Origin of the sequence: Skermania piniformis, assembly GCF_019285775.1 — a bacterium.
GTDB classification, from domain to species: domain Bacteria; phylum Actinomycetota; class Actinomycetes; order Mycobacteriales; family Mycobacteriaceae; genus Skermania; species Skermania pinensis.
On the sequence record NZ_CP079105.1, the window covers coordinates 2,809,831 to 2,834,667 of the forward strand.

The following is a 24,837-nucleotide window of genomic DNA, read 5'->3' on the forward strand; positions in this document are numbered from 1 at the left end:
CGGTAGGGGGATCGGGGTCAGCCGTCCGACAAATACGCGCCCGACAAGCGTCCGTCCGAAAGACGGCCGTCCAACAAGCCGCGCAACGCCACCGAAAACTCGGCGCGAGTGGTCACGCCCAGCTTGCGACGCATGTTCGCGACGTGCTTCTCGATCGTCTTGGGCGAGATGAACAGCTGTGCGCTGATCTCCTTGTGCGCGTGTCCGGCCAGCAGGAGCCGGCCGACCTGCACCTCACGTTCGGTCAGTCCACCCGGCGCATCGCCACCCACCGGCTCGGCCAGGTCTCGCGCCCGCTCCAGCAACTGCCGCGCCGCCGCGGAGTCTCGGACGCGGATGGCGGCCTGCCCACACAACCGGGAGGCTTCCCAAGGCAACCTGACCGCCGCCAGCTCGTCGGCCGCGGACAGCACGGCGACGGCATCGACCGCCCCCGACAAGGCGTCCGCCCACACCCCGGCGGCGACACACTGCGCGCGCTGCCGACCGGCCAACTCGGCGGGCCCGTCGACGAGCGGCAATGCGTCGACAGCAGCCGCCGCCGCCACCGGATCGTCGGCGGCTACGGCAACCTGCAACCTGATCCAGCCGACGGTGACCGACCAGACCGCGGGCCGACCGAGCCCGGCGATCATCTGCTCCAGGTCGGCAAGCACCGGCCGCACGCTGTGCAGCTCGCGCAGCCGAGTCGCCGCGACCAGCAACTCCTCGACGATTTCCGCCGTGAGCAGGTCGACCGCGCGGCGGGCCAGCATCGGCTGAGCCCGCTGCCAAGCGTCGTCGAGGAGTGCGACGTCGCCGGACCGGCGAGCCAGACCGGCCTCGAGTGCGGTCAGCAGCATCGCCTCGCGCCCCGGCAGCGGCATGTCCCGAAGCCGGGCCAGCTCGCTCCGAGCTGTGCCATAGCTCCCGGCGCGTAGGCGAACCCAGGCCAGCAGCAGCCGGTGGCGGACGACGGCGGCCGGCCCGCCCACCCCGCTGTCGATCGCACGGGTGAGCTGATGTTCGGCGGTCGCGGTATCGCCGGCCGTCACCGCCAACACCGCTGCGACGGCATGCGGCGTGTCCGGCAACAAGCCTCCGACTGCGCCGGCCTGCTCCCACAATTCCGCCGCCTCCAGCGACACCGACACCGCGGCAGCCGGGTCCGCAGCCATCGTGAGTGCGGCCGAGGCCAGTCGGCGGCCGGACAAGGCCACCGCCGAATCGTCGATCGGCACTGTGCGGGCCCGTTCGAGCGAGCCGGTCGCGACCAGCGCCGGCACGGCCAGCACCGGCCCCGGGGTCGGACTCGCCAACAACGCAGCTGCGGCTCGGGCGGCGCGCCCCTGGTGTGCTGCGGCGACCCCACCGGCCACGGACAGCCGCGCCGCGCCGACGGGGGTGACCGGTCCGTCCAGGTCGACCGGCCGACCGAGCAGAATCGCCGTCTCCGCACGCCCGGCGGCGACCTCGCCCGGATCCGCCCCGGCGTCGACTGCCCGGTCGAACCAGACCGCAGCCGCCTCGGGGTCGACGAATCGGAGCTGCTCGCCCGCGGCGAGGTAGGCCTGCGCCGCCGCGGCCGATCGCGGCCGCGCGGCATGCCACTGCTCGGCGGCCCGCAGTGGCTCACCGGCCGGTACCGCACGAGCGACCGACTCGCGGGCCCGACGCAGCTCGGCCGGACCGGCGAGTTCCCGGACTGCTGCTGCGACGGCCGGAATCAACCCTTCGGTACCGGGCGCGATCAGGCCCGATTCCGTCAAGGCGCGAAGCGCCGGCGCCAGCTCGGCAAGGTGAGTGTCGGACGCCGCGGCCAACGTGTCGTCGGCGAGATCGAGGTCGAGCGACAGCACCGTCGCAAGCCGGCGCATCGGGACAGCCAACCGACCGAGCTGACGGGCGACCCGGGCGCGGACCTGCGCCGGGCCGGCCGCACCAGCCAAAGCCACCACCCAGACCGGCACCCCCGCCGACGCCTGCCGGATCTCCTCGACCCGATCGAGATCGGCAGCCCGGCCCGGGGTATCGCGGCTCAGCACCTGGGCGACTTGGGCATCGCTGAGCGGGGACAGCTCGGCAACCACGCCCCGGGCGGCCACCGCGGCCTCCAGGTCGGCCAGTTCGGGTGAATCGATGGTCGGCCGCCGGGTCAGGATCATCGGGACACCCGACCGAGCGGCAACGGTCAGCAGACGCAGCACCGACGGCTCGATGCGATGCGCGTCGTCGACGGTGACCAGGACGCCGGCCGAGCCGGCCGGGAGCAAGGCGATCACCTCGTCCGGCCGCTGGATAGGCATGATCCGGACCGTCGGAGCCGTGCCGACTATCGCCGCCAACCGGTGGGTCCGTCCGGCGCCGTCCACGCCGACCACGACGGCGACGCCGTCCTGTTCCGACCCACTCACTCAGCCGACCTCGCGCAGCTCACTACCGACCCGGACTTTCTCCGGCTGACCGCATTCTCCCCGTCCGAGCCACGGGCGTCATCCGGTTGCGCGTCGAAACCGACACGTACGTCCGACCGGCGATACCGGTCCGTCATTCCTACGACAACGACAACGGAAACGGCTCCGGAGACATGGTCTCCGGAGCCGTTTCCTTGAGTAGCGGGGACAGGATTTGAACCTGCGACCTCTGGGTTATGAGCCCAGCGAGCTACCGAGCTGCTCCACCCCGCGTTGGTAAGGAGAACGATACACACACTCCTGCCGCCGACGCAAATCGCCCGTCGCGAGCGCCCGACTGCGCCTGCGACACCCGAATCGATACATGTCGTCGTTGCACGCCACCCGCGACGATCGCTCGTTGCCGACACGAGACCCATCGCATCGACGTGACACGCCGGGCGATTATGTGATTCGAATCACTATCAGTCCCGGCAATCCAGGTTGAAACACGATCAAGATCGTTTTCTGCCAGCGCAAATAGGCCGCTTCCGGTTAGCGTCCGGAAAACCGCGTAGCCAGTCGGTTTCGTGAGAGTTGTGACGGAATGTGGTTCCGTCTTCTGCACCGGCCCGCACACCGACGCGGGTCGACCCGGGTCGCCGTCGAGCATCTGCCCCGCGATTCAGGTCCACAACCCTCGCGGGGCAGGGATACGTACCACGTGTCATGGCGCTGGAGAGGGACGATGCATGCGATCCAACCGGAGGTTCACTCACCTGCTCGGTGCCGCCGCTCTCTTCGGCGGGCTGGTCGCCGGAGCAGTCGGCATCACCGCCAGCAACGCGACCGCCGAAGGGCACAACTGGGACGGGGTGGCGGCCTGTGAGAGCGGTGGCGACTGGTCGATCAATACCGGCAACGGGTTCTCCGGTGGCCTGCAGTTCACCGAGAGCACGTGGCAGGAGTACGGCGGCAGCGGCATGGCGCACAACGCCAGCAAAGCCGAGCAGATTCGCGTGGCGGAGAATGTGCTCGCCGGTCAGGGCCCCGGCGCGTGGCCGGTGTGCGGCCAGTACCTGACCGGTGGTCAGTCCGCCGGAGTCACCGAAACGGCGCCGCGTGCCACCACCCCATCGCAACCGGACTATCGACAGGTGTCGCAACCGGCGCCACAGCCGACTCCGGCGGAGCCGACCGTACCGACTACCGAGCCGGAAATATCCCCGACCACCGAACCGTGGACCACGGATCAACGGACCACCGAGCAGTGGACCGCCGACCTGTCGCCGGCGGTGACCCAGCCCGATTACCGCGAACTGGCTGCCCGGACCGTCGACCGTGTCGTCGAGCAGAGCAACTACCTCGCCGGACAAGCGGAGCGGCTCGCCGCCCAGCACGACGCGCTGCACGCCCAGGTTCAGCAGTTCGTCGGTAATGCCGGTGTTGCGATCGGCTCGGTACCGCGCTGAGACTCGACACCACGCCGAAGCGGTCAGCCGATCCGACGCCGACCCCGACTGGGCCGGATCACCCGTCACTCGCCGTCGACGGGCTCCAACACTTCGCGGACAGCGGCGCGAGCCGCCTCGAGATCGAAAGTAGCCGGCTCCCAGCCGACCGGGAGCCAGTCCCGAGCGTGTCGGACGTCCTCGAACTGACCGGGTAGCAGAGCGTCGTCGTAGCCGCCGGCCACCCACGCCGCGACCCCCTCGTAGCCCCAGGGAACGCCGACGTCCTCGGGCGGGCAGGCACGTCGCCCGGTCACGAGTTCGATCTCGGCGGGCGGATCAGGAAGGACGGCCTCGACCTTGATGACATGCTCCCAGCCGTCGCCGAAGTCGTAGTCGTACCAGAGCCTGTCGCCCACCCCGGCGACCACCTGGTCGAGGCGAACGTCGTCCTCGAGCATGCCTTCGTCACCCTCGTCGAGGTCGAACTCGGTGATGAAGTACGGCGAGTTCGGAGCGTTGCCTGTCCGGAATCGATGCCCGCCGGGAACGTCGGGACCTACCCGCCGGTTGCCCGGTAGCCGTCCACCGCCTTCTGCAGCCGATCCAACGCCGACCCCAACTGGGCCAGATCACCGCTCTGCTGGGCGCTGCGGACGTTGTCCAACGCCGAATCGAGCTCGGTGACCGCCGCGTCCCGGTTCCCGCTCGCCGCCGGCGGCGGCTGGGCGGCCGGGGTCCCGGTCGGCTCCGGAGCCGGCACCGGGGCTTCCGGCGCGGCGCCGGGCGTCGTCGCCGACCGGCCGGTACCGGGCCCGAAGATCTGGTCCAGCGCCTCGGCGAGCGTCGCGGCATAACCCACCCGCACCTGCGCATCCGGCTGCGGATAGCTGACCAACACCTTGGTCAGCTGCGGGAACGTCGCGGTGGTCTGGGTGTTGCGCTCGGTATATACCGGCTCGACATAGAGCACACCGCCATCGGCGATCGGCAACGTCAGCAGATTGCCGTACTGGATCCGGTTGGAGCCGGACAGGAAGGTCCGGTCCGAGGCCCAACGCGGGTCCGCGACGATCGCGGTCTGCGTCTGCTGCGGGCCCTGCAGCTGCGAGTTGGTCGGCAGCCGCAGCACGGTGAACTTGCCGTAGCCATCCGGATCGGACTTCACCGACACGTAGGCGGACAAGAAGTCCCGGTCGTAGCCGACCATGGCACTGGTCAAGTTGAACGACGGCTTACCGGTGTCCTTGTCCCCGATCAATACGTAATACGGCGGCTGCTTGCTCCCGGTGCCACCGCCGTCCACCGTCGGATCGCTGGAGACCGACCAGAAGGCGTTGGTCCGGAAGAACTCCCCCGGATCGTCCACGTGGTACTTCGCCAGCATCTCGCGCTGCACCTTGAACAGATCCTCGGGATAACGGAAATGTGCCCGCAACGCTGGGCTGATCTTGTCCTCCGGCTGCACCGCGTCCGGGAACACACCCATCCAGGCATCCAGGACCGGGTCGTTGCGATCCACCTGATACAGCGTCACGGTGCCGTCGTAGGCGTCGACCGTCGCCTTCACCGAGTTCCGGATATAGGACACCTGCTTCTGCGGCACCAGCCGACCGGTGTTCTGATCGATGCTGTCCTCGACCAAACCCTCCAACGAACTCCGCTCGGCATACGGGTAGTTGTCCAGTGTCGTATAGGCATCGACGATCCACACGATCCGACCGTCGATAACCGCCGGATACGCGTCACCGTCGGCAGTCAGCCACGGCGCCACCTTCTGCACCCGGTCCCGGGGATCCCGGTTGAACACGATCTTCGAGTCCGAGCCGATCGCGCCGGAGAACAGGATGTTGCGCTCGGTGTACTTGGCAGCGAACGCCAGCCGGTTGAACCAGTTGCCGATCGACACCCCGCCGGATCCGGTGTAGGTGTAGCGGTCGGCATCGGTGTCGTACTCCCGCGGCGACTGACCGTTGCCACCCACGATCGCATAGTCCGGATTTGCCTCGGCCATCACTTCACCGAAGTAGATCCGCGGTTGATCGACCGCGATCACCTTCTTCTCGGCTTCGCTGAGGTCGAACACCGGATAGCCGCTGTTGTTGCTCGAGCCGGCCGCTTCCTGGGTGGTCCGGGCGATCGCGTTCACCCGGTTGGCGGGCGCAGCCACGAAGCCGTTGCCGTGGGTGTAGACGGTGTGCCGGTTGATCCAGTCGGTCTGGTTACCGGTCAGGCTCTTCGGCGCGATCTCGCGCGCAGCAACGATGTAGTCCTGCAGCTCGCCGTCGATGTCGTAGCGATCGATATCCAGGGTCGGCGGGAAACCGTAGAAGTTCTTCAGCTGCTGCAGCTGGGTGAAGGTACGGGACAACACGTTCGGATCGAGCAGCCGAGTGTTCGCGATCGTGGTCACGTCGGCCGGCACGTCGTTGGGGTTCTTCGAGCCGATCCCCGGGTAGTCCTGGTAGGTCACCCGGTCCGGCGTGATCCCGTATGCCTCTCGGGTAGCGGCGATGTTGCGCTCGATGTACGCGCGTTCCTTGTCGGCGGCGTTCGGCCGAACCGAGAACTGCTCCATCACCATCGGCCATACCGCACCGACGAGAATGGACGAGAGTACGAGCAGCGCCGTCGCCATCGCCGGTACCCGCAGGTCGCGCAGGAAAACTCCGGCGAAGAACGCCGCCGCACAGATCAGTGCGATCGCCAGCAGGATCAATTTCGCCGGCAGTACCGCATTGATGTCGGTGTAGCTGGCCCCGGTGAACGTCGGTTCTTTGCGGCTCGACGACAGCAGCGAGTACCGATCGAGCCAGTAGGCCACCGCCTTGAGCAACACGAAGGTCCCGGCAAACACGGCGAGCTGAACCCGGGCGGCCCGGGTCAGAGTGCCGTCCCGACCGGCGAGTCGCAATCCGCCGAAGATGTAGTGCGTGATCAAGCTGGCCAGAAAGCCGACGACGACCGCGACGAACAGCCAGTTGAGCACCATTCGATAGAACGGCAGCGAGAACGCGTAGAACCCGACGTCGAGGCCGAACTGGGGGTCCTTCGTGCCGAACGAACCGCCGTTGAGGAACAACTGCACGGTCGCCCAGTTCGACTGGGCCACCAGACCGGACAACACACCGAACATCACCGGGAGCCCGATCCCGAACAGTCGCAACCGCGACATCACCGTCGTCCGATACCGTGCGATCGGGTCGTTCGGTCCGGCCATCGGTACGAGCACCTGACGCGAGCGGTAGGCGAGCCACAGTGCGGTCGCGACGATCCCGCCGACCACGACGGCGACGACCAGGAACAGCAGCAGCCTGGTGAGCAGCACCTTCAGGTACACGCTGCGGAAACCGACTTCCCCGAACCACAACCAGTTGGTGTAGGCCCCGACCAGGCGTGGCCCGACCAGCAACAGCACCGCCAGGGCCAGGGCACTGACCAGCAACACCCGGCCGCGCCGCGACATCGAAGGGAGACCGGTCGGGGGGCGCATGCCCACGTGCTACTCCTAGGTGTCAGCGACGTCCCGAGCCTTTCCGGGGCCGAAGACGTCGTGGCCGAGAGGTTCGGGTGCCACTCTACGGAAACCGGACACCGCGGCGGGACGAGGATCGACGGAAGGATCTCGATGACGTTGGCCGAGCCGCAGCAGCGTGCACTGGCCCGCTGCGTGCGGGAAGTGGCGGAATTCGTCGGCGAGCAAGGCTGGGACCGGCCGCCGCAGCTGTTCGCGTTGGTTCCGACGGCCGAGTTGGTCGCGGCCGAACCGTCGCTGGCCGCACAACTCGCCGACGCCGCGCCGCTGACGCCGATCGCCCAGGAACCGCTACCGGCCGGCGACCGCACCCCGCTCGACGAGTATCTGGCGACGCTGCGCTGGCCGCCCGCGGTTACCGGCTGTGTTCTGGTGCAACCGATCACGGTGCTGCCGCCGACTGCCGAGACGATGCTCGACGACGCACTGGGACCGCTGCTGGCCGACCCGGACGCGGCGGACCGCGCAGCCCGCAACGCGGCACAGACCCATCCCGACCGACGCCAGGCGCGTCTGTTCGCCGGCGTGTTGCGGGACGGGGCAGAACTGTGCCTGATCCAGCTGCGCCCGGACGCAGCCGCCGACGGCGAATCGGACCTGCTCAGTTATCCCGATCTGGCCAGCGGACTGCTCATCGCACTTCGGCAAACCCTGGAGTAACGCAACCGGTCAATTGCAGGTCGGCGTGTCGCCGCCGTGGGTGAGCGCCTCGAGCGACCCGACCGCGTCGTCGAGCTTTTCGACCTTGATCAGTCGCAACCCGGCGGGCGGCTGTTGGCGAGCCTCGCTGCAGTTGTCGGCCGGCACCAGGAAGGTAGTCGCACCCGCCTCCCGCGCCGCGATCATCTTGAACCGGATACCGCCGATCGGGCCGACCACGCCGGCGTTGTCGATGGTGCCGGTGCCGGCCACGAAGCCACCCCCACTGAGCTCGCCCGGACTCAACTTGTCGACCACCGCCAAGCTGAACATCAGACCGGCGGACGGACCGCCGATGTCGGCGAGATTGAAGTCCACGGTGAACGGCACATCGCCGGATTCGGTCGGCGTGATCCCGAGGTAACCCTTGGCCGGATCGTCCGGTCGAGCACCGAGCCGCACGGTGACCGGTACGTCGGCACCGTCGCGGCGGACCACCAGCGGCAATTCGGTGCCGGGGGGCCGGCCGGAAACGGCGTTCTGCACCGCCTTCGGGTCAGCGACCGGTGTGCCGTCGACGCTCAACAGATCGTCACCCGAACGCAACGTGCCGTTCGACGGCCCGGGGTCGGCGACCGCGCCGATCTGCACCTTCAGCGGATATTTGAGATACCGCAGCGCGGCCAGCTCGGCGCTGTCCTCGGATTGGGTGAACTCGTCCGCATTGTCCTGGTCGATCTCTTCCCGCGACTTGTCCGGCGGGTATACCTCGGACCGCGGCACCAGAGCGGACCGGCCACTGATCCAGTAGCCGAACGCTTCGAACAAGCTCAGGCCGTCACGCACCGACACCGTCGTCATGTTCAGATGCCCGGACGTCGGGTCCAGCTCGGCCCCCCGGATGTCGACCACCGGCTTGCCGTCCGCGTCACCGAGGGTGTTGAACGTCGGGCCCGGCCCGAGCGCGACGTAAGGCACCGCGAGAACCGAACCCAGCACACCGAGCACGGTCACCGGTGCCAGAGCCGCGAGGAGCGTGACGATCCGTCGATTCACCCGGACCAGACTAGTGCGGAGTAGTTACCGACGTGTTCGCCGACAGCGCATTGCGGTCGGCCCGCACCGGCGGGCCGGGATTGTACGGTGGGAGCATGACCGACCTCCCCTTCGGATTCTCGAGCGGCGACGATGATCCGGATCGCGCAAAGAACCGTCCCGGCGGCGACTCCTCCGGCGCGCAGGGATTCGACCCGCAGTCGTTCGATGCCGCCGCACTCGGCCAGATGCTGACCCAATTCGGCCAGATGCTGACCAACATGGGGCAGACCGGCGGGGCCGGTCCGGTCAACTACGACCTCGCCAAGCAGATCGCCCGGCAACAGCTCGGCGCCTCGGTACCGCCGGTCTCGGCCGGTGCGCAGCAGGCGGTGGCCGATGCCACCCACCTGGTCGATGTGTGGCTGGACGGTGCCACCACGTTGCCGGCCGGTTCCGGGCCAGCAGTCGCTTGGACACCGGTCGACTGGATCGAACGGACGCTCGACACCTGGCGCCGGCTCTGCGATCCGGTCGCGCAGCAGATAGCCGGGCTGTGGACGGCCAATCTGCCCGCCGAGGCGAAGGATTTCGCCGGGCCGATGATCGGGATGATCGGACAGATGGGCGGGATGGCGTTCGGCTCGCAGCTCGGGCAAGCGCTGGGTCAGCTCGCACAGGAAGTGCTGACCTCGACCGACATCGGTCTGCCACTCGGGCCGACCGGTACGTCGGCGTTGTTGCCGAACACCATCGGCGAGTTCGCCAAAGGTCTGGAACAGCCCGAACGGGAGGTACTGGTCTTCCTGGCCGCGCGGGAAGCCGCCCACCAGCGGCTGTTCCAACACGTGCCGTGGTTGCGGCGGCGGCTGCTCGACACGGTCGAGGAGTATGCCCGCGGCATCGAGATGGACCTGTCCGGGATCGAGCGGGCGGCCCAAGGGCTGGACCCCACCGCGCTGATGGATCCGACCAAGTTGGAGGAGATCCTCGCGCAGGGCGCGCTGGAACCGCACACCACGCCGGAGCAGCAGGCGGCGCTGGAACGGTTGGAGACCTTGCTCGCCCTGATCGAGGGCTGGGTCGAGACGGTCGTGACGAGTGCACTCGGCGAGCGGCTGCCCGGGGTGTCGGCGATGAGCGAAACTCTGCGGCGGCGGCGAGCGGGCGGCGGTCCCGCCGAGCAGACTTTCGCAACTCTGGTCGGGTTGGAGCTGCGCCCGCGCAAACTGCGCGAAGCGGCGACGCTGTGGCAGCGGCTGACCGACGAGACGGACATCGAGCGGCGCGACGGCGTCTGGTCGCACCCGGATCTGCTGCCGGACTCGGCCGACCTGGACACCCCGGACGGATTCGTCACGCAGGTAGGGAGCAATTCCGAGCTCGACGACCCGATCGCCGCATTGGAGCAGACCGAAGCCCGGGAGCGCGCCGAACGCGAGGCCGCAACCGATTCGGCGACCGACGACGATCGACCGGCCGACAGCTGACCTGAATACCGCGCGTGACGCCCGAGGGTGTGCACAACCTCCCACCTGCCCCCAGCCTGTGGATAACCCGCTCGCGACGGGGTCGGCCGCCGGTTCGAACCGGGCATACTCCCGGCCATGCCTGCACTGCCGATCTCCGACCCCGATACCGGTCCGCAGTTGCTTCCGTCGCTTGCCGTCTTGGACCGACCCGACGGCCGGCTGCAGCTCGGCTGGGATCCGGAGCGGGCCGTGGTGGTCACTCCACCCGCCGGTACCGACGCCCTGGCGCTTCGGGCCGTACTACTGCTGCTCGACGGGCAACATTCCCCGGACCGGATCGTGGTAACCGCCGCCGAGTGGGGCTTGTCCGCCCGGCACACCCAGGCGCTGCTCGACGAACTGGCCGAGGCGGGCCTGCTCGCCGATCGTCGATCGACGCCGCCACTGCTCACCACCATCCGGGTGCACGGACGAGGACCGCTGTCCGATGCGATTGCCACCGGACTGGCCAACGGCACGGTTCGCATCACTCGGTCCGGGGCTTATCGGTCGACCGACGACGCGGCCCGGTGGCTGGTCGACCTGGTTGTTCTCGCCGACGATCTGGTACCCGATCCCCGCCTGGTCGCCGATCTTCATCGATTGCGGATACCGCATCTACCGGTTCGGATGCGAGACGGTCGCGGCATGCTCGGACCATTGGTCCTGCCCGGTGATACCAGTTGCCTGCGCTGTGCCGATCTGACCCGGTCCGACGTCGACCCGGAATGGCCGCAACTGGCCGCGCAGCTGTTCGGCCGGATCGGGCGAGCAGCACCCGCGGCACTGCAGGCAACGGTCTCGCTCGCATTGCACGAGATCGTCACGATCCGCAGCGGCTCGGCCCGCCGCCCACCCGCGTGTCTGGATGCCACCGTCGAGCTGGATCTGGACGGACATCGGCTCACGATTCGCCCCGGTCGTCGCCATCCTCTGTGTACCTGCTCACATCCGGCTCGATCTCAACGGATTCGGTAAGAATGAGGACTGTGACCGACATCCCACGTAGTCGCGGTACGCGTAACGCGAAGCTGGCTCGAATCCCCCTCGGCATGGCCGGACGAGCCGCAGTCGGTTTCGGCCGCAAACTGGCCGGGGCCGACAAGAGTGCGGTCGATGCCGAGCTCAGCCAGAAGGCGGCGGAGCAGCTGTTCGCCGTTCTCGGCGAACTCAAGGGCGGCGCGATGAAGTTCGGTCAGGCGCTCAGTGTCATGGAGGCTGCGATACCCGACGAGTTGGGCGAGCCGTACCGCGAGGCGCTGACCAAGCTCCAAGCTGCTGCACCCCCGCTACCCACGCCCGAGGTGCACCGGGTGCTCGACCTGCAGCTGGGTACCAAGTGGCGAGAACGATTCGAATCGTTCGACGACAACCCGGCCGCCTCCGCGAGCATCGGACAGGTGCATCGGGCGGTATGGGCGGACGGCCGCGCCGTCGCAGTGAAGGTGCAGTACCCGGGTGCGGACGAGGCGCTGCGGGCCGACCTCAAGACCCTGAGCCGGTTCGCCGGGGCGATCGCTCAGATCACGCCGGGCGCAGACGTGAAACCGATTCTGGCCGAGCTGACCGAGCGCACCGAGGAAGAGCTCGATTATCGAATCGAGGCCGACCATCAGCGAGCGTTCACCCGGGTCTTCGACGAACACAGTGATTTCATGGTGCCTCGCGTGGTGGCAAGCGCCCCGAAGGTCGTCGTCACCGAGTGGCTGACCGGTACCCCGTTGTCGGCAATCATCGCCGAAGGTACGACCGCACAACGCAACCGGGCCGGCGAATTGCTCGCCCGATTCCACCTCTCCTCCCCCGCGTTGGTCGGCTGGTTGCATTGCGATCCGCATCCGGGCAACTTCATGCTGCTCGCGGACAACCGACTCGGGGTGATCGACTTCGGCGCCTGCGCCCCGTTTCCCGATGGGTTGCCGCCGGTGCTCGGTCGGATGGTGCGACTGGCCCGCGAGCAGGATTACGGACCCTTGGTCGCCATGTTGGACGAGCACGGCTTCGTATTGCCGGGCCGGACGGTCACGCCGCGCGAAATCGACGAGTACCTGCGCCCGTTCACCGATCCGATCAAGACCGAGTCGTTCCACTTCACCCGGGCCTGGCTGCAGCGCGCAGCCGGCGTGAGCGCCAACTTCAACAGTCCGCAGGCGAAGACCGCGCGGGCGATGAATCTGCCCGCGGAATACTTGATGATCTTCCGAGTGCTGGCCGGATCGATCGGGATCTGCGCCCAATTGGACGCGGAGACACCCTTTCTGGAGATCTTGACCGAGTGGCTACCCGGCTACGCCTCGCCGTAGCCGGGTAGTCCGATCAGCTCGCGATCTTGCGCGGACGACCCCGCGGACGTTTGCGAGCGATCACGGTGCCGTGCTCGAAGATCTCGCCGCCCCAGACGCCCCACGGTTCACCCCGATCCAGCGCCGCGGCCAAGCAGCCGCGTCGGACCGGGCACCCGGTGCAGAGCGCCTTGGCCTGCTCCAAGCCGGCCGGGGTATCGGCGAACCAGAGATCGGCATCCTCGGTCCGACAGGGTAAGGCCGCGGTTCGCGAGGTCGGGACGGGCGCCGCAGCGATGGCGCTGGTCATGGATACTGCTCCTCGATCTGCTCGGGTGATGCTGGTGGTCGAGCGAACCGGGACGAGCGTTCGAGCCGAATCGGCTTCGAAAGGCAAACGGCCACGGTTCGCGATGCGCTCCGTGGCCGGCGTGCGGCGGAATTACCCCGGTATCGGGATCACGGAGGACGGGCGGGCACGCCGGCGGCGTGCCCACGGTGCCGGACCGGCCGGGGCTGCGACCTGCAGCGACGGTGCGGCAAAAGTGCGCTCGACTGCGATACCCATCGAAACTCCTCCTCCTCACGAACCGATCCGCAAGCGGTTGCCCGCCGTGTTGTCGACCACCCTAGGCAACCGGAGCCGAACCCGACAACCTATTTTTCACCTGGGGTTTCGCTGCCGGCCCGAGTGGATTTCCGGACCACGGCCAGCACACCCGCGCCGAACCGTTCCAGCTTCTTCGCCCCGATTCCGGGAATCGCCACCAACCCCCGATCGTCAGCCGGGCGCTGCTCGGCGATCGCGATCAACGTGTTGTCGGTGAACACGACGAAGGCCGGCACGTCGAGTTCGCGTGCCGTGGTCAGCCGCCACGCCTTGAGCGCCGCCAGCAGCTCCGAATCGAGGTCGGCAGGGCAGCTTTCACAGCGACCCAGCACACTCGCCGGAGTGCCGAGCAACGGCTTTCCGCATACCCGACACCGCGGCCGACGTCGGCTCGTTCCGGCCGGTGCTATCCGAGACGCCGGCGAGTCGTCCGGCACGAGCCCCACCAGGAATCGGGAGCGGCGTCGGCCACGGCGTCCGCCCGGGTTCCGGGCCAGCGCCCACGACAACGACAGCTGCTCGCGAGCGCGGGTCACCCCGACATAGAGCAGGCGGCGCTCCTCTTCGACCGCGGCCCGGTCGGTCGCACCGTCGCCGTCACCGAGCGCATGGCTGATCGGCAACGTGCCGTCGACCAGGCCGACCAGAAACACCGCATCCCACTCCAGCCCCTTTGCAGCGTGCAACGACGACAACGTCACACCCTGCACCACCGGGGGATGACGCGCCTCGGCGCGGGTGGTGAGTTCCCGCAGGAGGCCGGCCGGCGCCAGCTCGCCGTCGTGTTCGGCGAGTTCTTCGGTCAACCGGACCAACGAGCTCAACGACGCCCACCGTTCCCGTGCCTGCGCCCCGGTCGGTTCCTCCGCCGTGAGTCCGAGCGGTGCGAGCGTCGCCCGGACCAACGCGGGCAATCCGGCTCCCCGCGCCTGCTCCGGCAGATCGTCCCGGCTTGCGGCCTGCTGCAGCGCCCGTACCGCCTGCCGTACCTCGGGCCGGGAGAAGAACGCCTCGCCGCCCCGAACCAGGTACGGAACGCCGGCCTCGGTGAGCGCCTGCTCGTACGCCTCGGACTGGGCGTTGATCCGGTACAACACGGCGATCTCGGCCGGCGCAGTGCCGTCGGCAACCAGCTTCTGGACAGCGGTGGCGACGGCCGCGGCCTCCGCCGACTCGTCGTCATGCTCGGCAAACCGCGGTTCCGGACCGGGCGCCCGCTGGCCGACCAACTGCAACCGGGTACCGGCGATCCGGCCGTGCGCCATCCCGATCACCCGGTTCGCCAGCGCGACCACCTGTGGCGTCGACCGATAGTCCCGCTCCAGCCGAACCACCGTCGCATCCGGGAACCGGCGGGAAAAATCGAGCAGGTAACGCGGGGTGGCACCGGTAAACGAGTAGATGGTCTGATTGGCATCGCCGACCACGGTCAGGTCGTCCCGGTCACCGAGCCAGGCGTCGAGTACCCGCTGCTGCAACGGTGTCACGTCCTGGTACTCGTCGACCACGAAACAGCGGTACCGATCCCGAAACTCCTGCGCCACCGCCGGGTGATCCTCCAACGCCGCGGCAGTGTGCAGGAGGAGGTCGTCGAAATCCAGCAACAGCACGTCGCCGCGGGTCTTCAACTGCTCGTACAGCGCGTAGGCCGCGGCGATCTTCGCCGCATCGGCCGGGATGTCGCGGGCGTGCCGGTGCGCGGCGGCGGGATAGTCCTCCGGTGCGATCAGCGAGGCCTTCGCCCACTCGATCTCGCCGGCGAGGTCCCGTACTCCGTCGGCGCCGGTGGGTAGCCCGGTCCGGTTCGCCGCCTGACCGACCAGGGCAAACTTGCGGTCCAGCAGCTCCCACGACACATCGCCGACCACCTGGGGCCAGAAGTAGCCCAGCTGGCGCAGGGCGGCGGCATGAAATGTCCGCGCCTGCACCTGGGCCGCCGTCCCGGCCAGACCCAGCCCACGCAGCCGAGTGCGCATCTCCCCGGCGGCACGTGCGGTGAAGGTCACCGCGAGGACCTGACCGGCGGCCACGTGCCCGCGCTCGACCAGATGAGCGATCCGATGCGTGACCGTCCGCGTCTTTCCGGTGCCGGCCCCGGCCAGGATGCACAACGGTCCGCGGGGGGCGAGCACGGCTGCCGACTGCTGGGGGTCGAGACCCGGCACGCTCACCTCGGCTGGCACGGGTCCATCATGACAGTGCCCCCGGACAATGCCGTGATCCGGGGAACGCGGCGATCGCGGGGAACCTGGCGATCCGACAGCATCGATGATCCTCGGGAACAGACCGGACCACGCCGGCGTTCGGTACCGGTGTGACGACGCCATCGCCGGTCGACGCCGGTACCGAACCCGCTCTGACCATGTACTCGACCACCTGGTGCGGCTACTGCCGACGGCTGAAGACCCAGCTGCGCGAGGCCGGGATCGCCTACACCGAGATCGATATCGAACAGGACCCGGCGGCCGCCGAATTCGTCGGCCGGGTCAACGGTGGCAACCACGTGGTACCGACGCTGAAGTTCCCCGACGGCAGCACCGCAACCAACCCGTCGCTCGCCGAGGTTCGTCAGGCGCTCGGGCAGGCCTGACTCAACCGGCCCAGGCCGTGACGATCCCGCGCGCGATCGAGATCGATCCCGGCAGCAGCAACCGCACCCCGGCGGCGGTCTCGACCCCGTCGCCGCCGTTGGTCCAGTCCCCTGCCTGCAGCGCCGCACGCACCTCCGCCCGGCTGAACCAGTGCGCCTCGGCGATCTCGCCGTCGGCAAAGGTCAGCGCCGCGTCGGGATTGCCGTGCGCGGCGAATCCGAGCATCAGCGACCGCGGGAACGGCCATGGCTGCGAGCCGAGATATCGCACATCGGTGACCGCCAGGCCGACCTCTTCCCGGATCTCCCGCTCGACGCAGGTCTCCAGCGATTCCCCCGCTTCGACGAACCCGGCCAAGATGGAGAACATCGTTGCGGGCCAACCCTGCTGTCGCGCCAGCAGCACCCGATCCCCGCCGTCGTGCACCAGACAGATCACCGCCGGATCGGTTCGGGGGAACTCCTCGTGCCCACTGGCACTCATCCGGGACCAGCCCGCGCCGGTCGGTCTGGTCGCCGTGCCGTCCACCGAGCTGAACCGGGCGCGGTTGTGCCAGCCGAGCAGCGCGACCGCAGTGGTGATCATCCCGGCGCTGGTGTCGTCCAGTCGCCCACCGAGCATCCGCAGGTCGCCGAGTTCGGTGGCGGCGGACCCGTCGAGCTGCTTGTCGAACACCGCCCACACATGGCGGCCGCGGTCGACACCGAGGAACACCGCCTCCTCGGGTGGCTCCGCAGCGAGGTCGGTGGCCGGGTCCAGCACCAGCGCCGACCCGTCCACCCGGAACCGGCCCCCTTTCGCGATCCGCAACACGGCCGCAGTCGGCCAGCCGGTGTGCAACGCGGCGACGTCGCCGCGTAGCTGCTCGGCCCGGTCGAGGGTGGCTCGGGACAAGAGCGGGGTATCGGCGAGCACGAACGTCATGATCATCAGCTTAGTGAGCCGCCCCCGCTCCGCCGCACCACTTTTCCGACGCCGCACCGGACATAAAGTGAAAAAGCTTGCGCGGGAACAGAAAAGGGGTGCGGCTCCGGGCGGTCAGTTGCCGACCCGACGGACGTACAGCAGCTTGTCCGCACTTTCCAGCGCATCGGCCTTCGGGTCGCCGACCCGCATCAGCTGCCCACCGCGAACCACACCCAGCACGAGGTCGCTCAGGTGCCGGGGCGATCCACCGACCTCGTCGCGTTCCACGTCCCGCTCGGCGATCGCGAAGCCCGCCTCCGGCGTGAGCAGGTCCTCCATGATCTCGACGACACTCGGCGTCGTCGTGGCGATCCCGAGCAACCGACCCGCGGTCTCGGAGGACACCACGACCGAGTCGGCACCGGACTGGCGGGCCAGGTGCGTGTTCTCTGCTTCCCGGATGGCGACGACGATCTTCGCCTTCGACGACAATTCCCGCGCGGTCAGTGTGACCAACACCGCGGTGTCGTCCCGGTTGGTAGCGACGATGATCGACGCCGCATGTTGCGCGCCGGCCAGGCGTAACACATCTTGCTTGGTCGCCGAGCCGTGCACGGTGACCAGGCCGGAATTCGCCGCCGTCTCCAGGATCCCCGTGTCGGTGTCCACGACCACGATATCGGCCGGCTGCACCCCGTCGCCGAGCAAGGCGTCGACCGCGCTCCGCCCCTTGGTCCCGTAGCCGACCACCACGGTGTGATTACGCACGGTCCGCCTCCATCGCTGAATCTTGAATGCCTGCCGGGAGCGTTCGGTGAGCACGGCGAGCGTGGTGCCGACCAGGAGGATGAGGAACAGCACCCGCAGCGGCGTGATGACCAGGATGTTGACCAGCCGGGCCTCCGGCGTGACCGGGGTGATGTCGCCGTACCCGGTGGTGGACAGTGACACCGTGGCGTAATACATGCAGTCCAGCAAGGACAGCTCGCCGCCCTGCGCGTCCCGATAACCGGCGCGGTCGAGGTAGACGATGCCCGCCGCCAAGAACAGCAAACTGAGCGCAAACAAGACCCGCCAACTGATCGCCCGCCATGGGCTGGTCTGCAGTTCCGGAACCCGCACGATCCCGACCAGCGCGAAGTCCGGCAGGTCGGTCAGACGGTCGACTCTGCGACGGAACCTACCCGGCACGGACTGACCTCGGCGGCAACCCGGCGTCCGGGCGATCACAACAGGCGGACATCGGCGCCGAGCCTAACTCAGGCCCCCGTCGTTGCGAGCCCGGAACTCGGCTGTGGCGATCAATTCGGCCAGTTCGGCCGGGCCGGGCAGTGGCGCCGGCGACACCGTGCGACCGGAACGAACATAGTGGAAGGCGGCACCGACACGATCGATCACCGCGTCCTCCCCCAGGCCGGTACGAGCCGCAATCAGCCGAGCCCACGCAACGCGATACACCCCCAGTTGCACGGCGACACCGGCCTCGGTGCCGGCCATCGGCTCCGCCCCGGTCTTCCAGTCGACCACCGTCCACCCCCCGTCGGGTTCGGCGAACACCGCGTCGATCCGACCGCGCACCAAGGTGCCGGCGATGGTCGTCTCGAACTGCACCTCGGTCTCGATCGGACTGCGGCGGGCCCAGACGGAGCGCTCGAACGCCGCTTGCAACCGGGTCAGCTCGGCGTCGGCCGGTACGTCGCCGGAACCGCCCAGATCGTCCAGATCGAGCAGCCGGGTTGCGCCGAACCGACGCTCCACCCACGCGTGAAAAGCGGTACCGCGACGGGCCAGCGGATCGGGCGGAAACGGCACCGGCCGACGCAGCCGGGACGCCAAGCGAGCCGGATCCAAGCTCAGCTCCACCAGCTGAGTCGCCGCCAGCTGTCCGGGCAGTTCGATGTCGGGAGTGATCTCGCGGCGCAGTTCCTGCTCGGCGAGCAGGAGGTCCACATCGGCAACCCAACCCTCCGGATCGGTCCGTCCCGGGTCCGGATCGTCCGCAGCGTCGTCGGTGGCCAGCGCCGCCCGGACCGTCGCCGCGCCCAGTTCGACGAACGCCCGGCGCGGACCGAGCGGGTCGGGTGGCCACACCGCGCTGACCGGCGCTTCGGCGAACGGATTGGCCGCGTCGTCGTCCGGCGGGTCCGCCCACTCGGCTACCGCACCGGGATCGACGGTGTCCCGCAGCTCGATCAGCAGCTCGGATGGGCCCTTGGGCTTGGTGCCGGTCTGCGCCCAGTGGTGTCCGCTGACGAAGAGCGCTCGCTCGGTTCGGGTCAATGCCACGTAGAACAAGCGGCGTTCCTCGGCGAGCTGGCGTCGACGCAGCGCCTCTTTGTGCCGGTCCAATGCCGCTTCCAACTGAGCTCGGTCGGTCACATCGGCCACGTCGAGCACCGGCACGCCGTCCTGGTCTGCCGAGAGTTCGTCGGCGCTTTCCCCCGCCGGTTGCGCCCGGTCCCCGCGCAATGCCGGTGGCAGCTCGTTCAGCACGGTGAGCCAGGTGGTCACCCGGGTGACCGGGAAGACTCCGGTGACCACGTGGGGCACCGCCACCACCGCCCACTCCAGGCCCTTCGCCGCGTGCACGGTGAGCACCTGGACCCGGTCGGGCGCCACCGCGACTTCGCCGGGTTCCAGCCCGTTCTCCACCGACTCGGCGGCAGTGAGGAAGGCGAGCAGGCCGCCGAGGGTCGCGCCTGGGTCGGCCGCAAAGCCGGCGACCACGTCGGCGAAGGCATCCAGATGCTCGCGCCCGGCGCCGGGCATCCCGGCCCGGCGCCGGGCGCGCGCCTCCACGCCCACCCCGATCGTGCGCTCCACATCGGCAACCAGCTCGGTCAGGGGTTGACCGAGCCGCTCCCGCAGCCCGGCCAGCTCTCGGCTCAGCGCCTCGATCCGGGCATAGCCGTCGACCGAATAGCCTTGTGGTGGACCGGGGTCGGCCAACGCATCGGCCAGGCCGGCCCGATCGGCCTGCTCACCGGGCAGCACGCCCTCCAGGGCGCGAGCCAGGGTGGCCGGATCACTGATCACCGAGGAGGTTCCCGGCCGGGCGATCGACAACTCCCGAGCCCGCACCGACAGCCGAGACAGGTCGGTGATACCGATCTGCCAGCGCGCACCGGTGAGGATACGCAACGCGGCGCCGCCGGTATGCGGCTCGGCCAGCATCCGCAAAGTGGCGACGACGTCGGCCACCTCCGGCGTCGCGAGCAGTCCGCCCAGACCGACAATCTCGACGGACAAGCCGCGCGCTCGCAATGCTTCGGCGATCGGGACGGAGTCGGCGTTGCGCCGAACCAGCACGGCCGCGGTCGGTGGTGGATCGCCGGCCTGCGCCGCGCGCGCGTACTGCTCGGCGATCCGATCGGCAACCCAGTCCCGCTCGTCGGCCACCGTCCGGGTCAGCGCGATCGCCACCTCGCCGGCCGGTGCACCGGGCCGAGGACGGAGCGGGGGCACCCGGACGCCACGCTCGCGCAGCGGCTCGACCACGGCGTTGGCCAGTGCCAATGCCTCCGGCGGATTGCGCCAACTGGTCATCAGCGGCCGGATCGGCGCCGGCCGGCCACCGGCCGACGGAAAGTCGGCGGCGAACCTGGGCAGGTTCGCCGCCGACGCACCGCGCCAACCGTAGATCGACTGCATCGGATCACCCACCGCTGTGACCGACAGGTTGTACCAGCCCGGCCGGGGGTTCCGGAACTGGTCCTGCCCGCCCCCGAACAATGCCGACAGCAGGACTCGCTGGGCGTGGCCGGTGTCTTGATACTCGTCCAACAGCACCGCACGGAAACGCTGTCGTTCGGCGACGCCGACCTCCGGATGCTCGACCGCGAGTCGCGCCGCGAACGACATCTGCGCACCGAAATCGAGCGCACCCCGGGCGTCGAGCACTTCACCGAGACGAGCGACCAACGGCAACAAGTCCACCCGGGCCCGCTGCACCTCCAGGCAATCGGTGAGCTTCTGAGTCGGTCCGGCGCGTCGGCCCGGCCCCGACGGCAACGTCTCGATCAGCTGCTCCAGCTCGGCATGTGCCCCGCGGAGCTGGTCCGGCTCGACCAGGTGCTCGGCGAGCTGCCCGGCGAGTGCCAGCACCGCCTCGGTGATCGTCGCCGGCACCTTGTCGGTGTCCAGGTCGCCGTCCCAATCTCGCACCACCTCATGCGTCAACTGCCACAACTGGGTCTCGGTCAACACGCTCACGGTCGGTTCGACCGGCAGCAACAGCCCGTACTCGGTGAGCAGTCGCCCGGCGTACGCGTGGTAGGTGCCGACCTCGGGCTCGCTGTCGGCAAGTGCGGCGGCCAGCTCGCCGGCGGGATCGATCCGCCGCACCAGATCGGACCCGGCCAGCCGAGCCAGCCGGGTCCGGATCCGGGCGGTGAGCTGTTGGGCGGCCTTGCGGGTGAACGTCAGTCCGAGCACCTGGTCCGGAGCGACCAATCGATTCGCCACCAGCCATACCACTCGCGCAGCCATCGTCTCGGTCTTGCCGGAGCCGGCGCCGGCAACCACCAGGATCGGTCCGGGCGGTGCGGATATCACCATCTGCTGTTCCGGCGTAGGCGGCGGCAGGCCGAGCGCGGCGGCGATGTCGGTCGGCGTCGGACCGACGGCGGGCGCGGTCATCCGGACGCCACCGACCTGCCGGCGTCCTGGGCCGGGCAGCTGCCGGCCACCGGGCAGTGCCGGCATGTGTCGTTGCGGATCGCGAGATAGTCCGGCCCCCGCGTCGCTGCCGCGGCCCGGTGAATCGTGTCCCGCCAGCGGTCCAGCGCCTCGGCATCCAACGGCGCTTGAAACCGTTGCGTCGCACCGTCCTTGTTGTGGGATTTGGCAACGTAGACCAAGCGGCCGCCACCCGGTTCGCCCGGTCGCTCGCCGCTGATCCCGCCCTCGGCCGCCGCGACCTGATACGCCGCCAGCTGCGGATGGTCCTGGGCGAGCTGCTTGCTGATCGGGGTCTTGCCGGTCTTCACATCGACGATCACCAGCCGACCGTCCGGGTCTCGCTCCAGCCGGTCGATCCGACCCCGCAGCTGCACGTCCGACTCGTCCGGAGCGCGGGACGGCAATCGCACGTCCACTGCGACCTCGACTCCCGCTTGGGTCAGCTCGTGCCGGGACGTGCGTAGCCAGGCGACGAAGTTGTCCAGCATGGTCTCGGTGCGGCGCAGCTCCCGGCGGGCATACCAGCCCGAGCCCAGGTCGACGTCCTGCCAGGCCGCCGCAAGCGCTGCGCGCACCTGCTCGTCGGACATCCGGCCCGCGATGGCCTGGACCAGCGTGTGCACCACGTTGCCCTCCAACGCGTGGATGTTGGGACCGTCGTCGCCGCCATGCCGTTCCAGCGCCCAGCGCAGCGGGCAGGTGAGCAGCTGCTCTACCACGGACGGTGACAACGCGACCGGTTCGGCCCCGGCGATCCGCAGCGGCGCATCGGAACTGGGCGCGGACAAGCCGTACCACTCGTCCGGATCGGCGCCGCGCACGCCGGCCCGGGCCAGCCGCGCCAACTGGCGCGCCGCCCGAGACCGTCGTTCCGGCGGGCAGTCCGGATCGCACACCGCACTGCGCAACTCGGCGACCAGCGCCGGCAGCGCCAGCGTGCGCGGCGGGCCGGTGCGCACCTCGGCGCTTTGGGCGTCGATCCCGACAAGCTCCTCGACGAACCGGGACGGCACCAGATCTCGATCACCCGTGGTGGATTCGACCGCCGTGAGCAGCAATGAACGCCGCGCCCGGCTGCTCGCGACGAGCAACAGCCGACGTTCCTCGGCAACCAGCGTCGCGGTCACTCCTCGCCGTTCGGCGCTCGGTTCCATCCCGGCGGCGAGATCGACCAACTCGCCGGCACGCAGCAGGCTGCCGCGCGGGCCCAGTCCCGGCCAAAGTCCCTCCTGCAGCCCGGCCACCGCGACCACGTCCCACTCTCGGCCGGCGGCGGCATGCGCGCTGACGATGCCGACCGAGTGCTCGGCGATGCGCCGAACCGCCGGCGCACCGAGCCGCTGTCGCTCGACGTGGGCGACGAAGCCCAGCACCCCGCCCGCGCCCGGCAACTGGTCGACGTACTCTGCGGCGACCTCGAAGAGTCCGATGATCGCGTCCAGATCGTGATCGGCCTGCACGCCGAGGGGCCCACCGCGGGCCGACGCAGCCACCCACCGCCGCTCCAGCCGGGAGGCGCGCCACGCCACCCAGGCGACGTACTCGACTCCAGCGCCATCGGCGACGGCTGCCCGGCCTGCATCCAATACGCGCAACACCCGCCGCACCGGCGCCGCCTCGACCTCGGTCAGCTCGGCCAGCATCAGCGCATCCGCCCCGGACAGCAACGAACACAGCACCTCGGTGGTGTCTCGCTCCCGGCCGCCCGCCGGCGCGGCGCGGCGCAACCCACGCCGCAGCCGCCGCATCATCACCGGGTCGGCCCGGCCCAGCGGCCCGGTGAGCAGGGTCGACGCATCGTCCGGAGCGATCTCGCCGGCCGCCGCGCGCAGTGCCGCGAGCAGCCAGGCCGCGCCGCTGCGGCGAGCCAGCGGCACCGTCGAGGTCACCGTCGTCACCGGCACCCCGGCCGCGGTCAGCGCCCGGCGGAGCGCAACCACCGACAACGGCACCGACCGGACCAGCACGGCCATCCGCGACCACGGAACGCCGCGTTCGAGGTGCGCCCGGCGCAGGTGGTCGGCCACCGCAGCGGCTTCCGCCGCGACACTCGGCAGGACTCGAACTGCCACCTCTCCGGCCGGCCCGGTCGGCGTGGCACCGCGGTGCGGCGGCAAGCCGGGCAGCCTGCCGGCGATCCGGTTGACCAGCACACCGATCTGCTCGCCGGCCCGATGGTTGCGCCGCAACAGCACTCGTCGCACCGGGGCCGGCTCCGCGTCCGACAACCCGGTCAGGAAGCCGGGATCCGCACCGCGGAAGGTGAACACGGCCTGGTCCGGATCGCCCGCGACGACGGTCGCGTCGGTGTGCGTGCCGATCATCCGGACCAGCCGCGCCGCCTGCGGATCCAGGTGGTGTGCGTCGTCGACGAGCACGTAGCGCAACCGATCCCGTTCCCGGGCGAGCAAGCCGTCGTCGGTCGCCAGCGCGGTCAAGGCGGCGCCGACCAGGTGGGCTGCGTCCAAGGCCGGTGCCGTCGCCTCCGGCGCTTCGACGCCGACCGACCAACGCAGCAGTTGGATCTGCTCGTAGCGGAGCCCGAACCGGCCCGCAGCGGTCCATTCCGGCCGGCCGTGCGCCCGGCCCAAGCGGACCAGATCCTCCGGGCCGATACCGCGCTCCTCGGCGCGCAGCAGCAGGTCGCGCAACTCGGTGACGAATCCGTCCGTCGCCAGCGCCGGGCGCAGCCGCGCCGGCCAGTCCGCAGCACCGTCGTCGAGCTCACCGAGCAACAGTTCCCGCACCGTCGCGTCCTGATCGGCCCCGGTGAGCAGCCGTGGCGGCGGGTTCTGGTGCGCGGCGGCGTGCACTCGCAGCACCGCGAACGCGTAGGAGTGCAGGGTGCGCACCAGCGGCTCCCGGGTCGCACCGGGCACCCCGCCGACCGCCGCCAGCCCGGACGAGATGGCGTTCCGCAGGGCCGCAGCGGCCGGCTTGGTATGCGTTAGCACCAGCACCGACTCGGGGTCGGCCCCGGCGGCAATCCGCGCGGTCGCGAAGTCGGTCAGCAATGCGGTCTTTCCGGTGCCCGGACCGCCCAGCACCTGCCACGGCCGCCAGCCCGGACCGACCGAGAACCGGCCGTCCAGAAGCGCCCGCGCGTCGTCGGCCCATTCCCGGCCGGCAACCGGCCCGACCGGACGGCGGATCAATCGGGGACTCGTCCCGGCTACTGCTGCATTGCGAGTCACCCTTGCATTGCAGCAGACGACACCGACATGC

16 protein-coding genes and 1 tRNA gene are annotated in these 24,837 nt (G+C 69.6%); 6 read left to right on the forward strand and 11 right to left on the reverse strand.

Annotated features, from left to right (window positions below; all coding sequences use genetic code 11):
• Window positions 1–17: 17 nt before the first annotated feature.
• Together KV203_RS13055 and KV203_RS13060 are read right to left on the reverse strand one after the other, a co-directional pair.
• Entirely contained in the window at window positions 18–2,393 is a 2,376-nt protein-coding gene (locus tag KV203_RS13055) for a helix-turn-helix transcriptional regulator (RefSeq protein WP_066467601.1), read from the reverse strand.
• 199 nt (window positions 2,394–2,592) lie between these two features.
• Window positions 2,593–2,666 (reverse strand) — tRNA-Met (locus KV203_RS13060).
• A gap of 458 nt (window positions 2,667–3,124) precedes the next feature.
• Here KV203_RS13060 and KV203_RS19685 point away from each other — a divergent pair.
• Entirely contained in the window at window positions 3,125–3,844 is a 720-nt protein-coding gene (locus KV203_RS19685; protein ID WP_083529836.1) for a transglycosylase family protein, read from the forward strand.
• Between the two features lie 65 nt (window positions 3,845–3,909).
• Here KV203_RS19685 and KV203_RS13070 read toward each other — a convergent pair whose 3' ends face one another.
• Window positions 3,910–4,320: a plasmid pRiA4b ORF-3 family protein gene (locus KV203_RS13070; RefSeq protein WP_083529837.1), complete on the reverse strand. Its 411-nt coding sequence runs from the start codon at window positions 4,318–4,320 to the stop codon at window positions 3,910–3,912.
• A gap of 62 nt (window positions 4,321–4,382) precedes the next feature.
• Window positions 4,383–7,322, reverse strand: a complete 2,940-nt coding sequence (locus tag KV203_RS13075) for a UPF0182 family protein (protein WP_174522016.1) — start codon at window positions 7,320–7,322, stop codon at window positions 4,383–4,385.
• A 129-nt stretch (window positions 7,323–7,451) separates the two neighbouring features.
• Here KV203_RS13075 and KV203_RS13080 point away from each other — a divergent pair, with 129 nt between their 5' ends.
• Complete coding sequence (locus tag KV203_RS13080) at window positions 7,452–8,018, forward strand: PPA1309 family protein (RefSeq protein ID WP_066467604.1); 567 nt, start codon at window positions 7,452–7,454, stop codon at window positions 8,016–8,018.
• A gap of 9 nt (window positions 8,019–8,027) precedes the next feature.
• On the opposite strand, the gene KV203_RS13085 is transcribed toward KV203_RS13080, so the two are convergent.
• Window positions 8,028–9,053 carry a YlbL family protein gene (locus KV203_RS13085; RefSeq protein WP_066467605.1) on the reverse strand — a complete coding sequence of 342 codons (1,026 nt, stop codon included), beginning with the start codon at window positions 9,051–9,053 and terminating at the stop codon, window positions 8,028–8,030.
• Between the two features lie 95 nt (window positions 9,054–9,148).
• On the opposite strand from KV203_RS13085, the gene KV203_RS13090 reads away from it, so the two are divergent.
• The 3 genes from KV203_RS13090 to KV203_RS13100 all read left to right on the forward strand — a co-directional run bounded on the left by KV203_RS13090 (window position 9,149) and on the right by KV203_RS13100 (window position 12,846).
• Window positions 9,149–10,522, forward strand: a complete 1,374-nt coding sequence (locus KV203_RS13090; protein ID WP_066467792.1) for a zinc-dependent metalloprotease — start codon at window positions 9,149–9,151, stop codon at window positions 10,520–10,522.
• Between the two features lie 117 nt (window positions 10,523–10,639).
• On the forward strand, window positions 10,640–11,521 hold the full coding sequence (locus tag KV203_RS13095; protein ID WP_066467606.1) for a hypothetical protein: 882 nt from the start codon (window positions 10,640–10,642) through the stop codon (window positions 11,519–11,521).
• 2 nt (window positions 11,522–11,523) lie between these two features.
• The gene (locus tag KV203_RS13100) at window positions 11,524–12,846 is read left to right on the forward strand and encodes an ABC1 kinase family protein (protein ID WP_066467609.1); all 1,323 of its coding nucleotides are present in this window, start codon (window positions 11,524–11,526) and stop codon (window positions 12,844–12,846) included.
• Between the two features lie 13 nt (window positions 12,847–12,859).
• Here the strand turns inward: KV203_RS13100 and KV203_RS13105 are convergent, their stop codons facing one another.
• Together KV203_RS13105 and KV203_RS13110 are read right to left on the reverse strand one after the other, a co-directional pair.
• Window positions 12,860–13,135 carry a WhiB family transcriptional regulator gene (locus KV203_RS13105; protein ID WP_066467610.1) on the reverse strand — a complete coding sequence of 92 codons (276 nt, stop codon included), beginning with the start codon at window positions 13,133–13,135 and terminating at the stop codon, window positions 12,860–12,862.
• Window positions 13,136–13,482: 347 nt separating this feature from the next.
• Complete coding sequence (locus KV203_RS13110; protein WP_246600143.1) at window positions 13,483–15,618, reverse strand: ATP-dependent DNA helicase UvrD2; 2,136 nt, start codon at window positions 15,616–15,618, stop codon at window positions 13,483–13,485.
• A 179-nt stretch (window positions 15,619–15,797) separates the two neighbouring features.
• Between KV203_RS13110 and KV203_RS13115 the strand changes: the two genes are divergently transcribed.
• Entirely contained in the window at window positions 15,798–16,025 is a 228-nt protein-coding gene (locus tag KV203_RS13115) for a mycoredoxin (RefSeq protein ID WP_066467796.1), read from the forward strand.
• Between the two features lies 1 nt (window position 16,026).
• Here KV203_RS13115 and nudC read toward each other — a convergent pair whose 3' ends face one another.
• From nudC to KV203_RS13135, 4 genes are all read right to left on the reverse strand, one after another.
• Window positions 16,027–16,953, reverse strand: coding sequence for an NAD(+) diphosphatase (gene nudC, locus KV203_RS13120; protein WP_157079699.1), 927 nt, complete (start codon window positions 16,951–16,953; stop codon window positions 16,027–16,029).
• Window positions 16,954–17,064: 111 nt separating this feature from the next.
• On the reverse strand, window positions 17,065–18,123 hold the full coding sequence (locus tag KV203_RS13125; protein ID WP_066467798.1) for a potassium channel family protein: 1,059 nt from the start codon (window positions 18,121–18,123) through the stop codon (window positions 17,065–17,067).
• A gap of 63 nt (window positions 18,124–18,186) precedes the next feature.
• On the reverse strand, window positions 18,187–21,570 hold the full coding sequence (locus KV203_RS13130) for an ATP-dependent helicase (protein ID WP_066467800.1): 3,384 nt from the start codon (window positions 21,568–21,570) through the stop codon (window positions 18,187–18,189).
• Window positions 21,567–24,806, reverse strand: coding sequence for an ATP-dependent helicase (locus tag KV203_RS13135; protein ID WP_066467612.1), 3,240 nt, complete (start codon window positions 24,804–24,806; stop codon window positions 21,567–21,569). The genes KV203_RS13130 and KV203_RS13135 overlap by 4 nt, the downstream gene beginning before the upstream one ends.
• Between the last annotated feature and the right edge of the window lie 31 nt (window positions 24,807–24,837).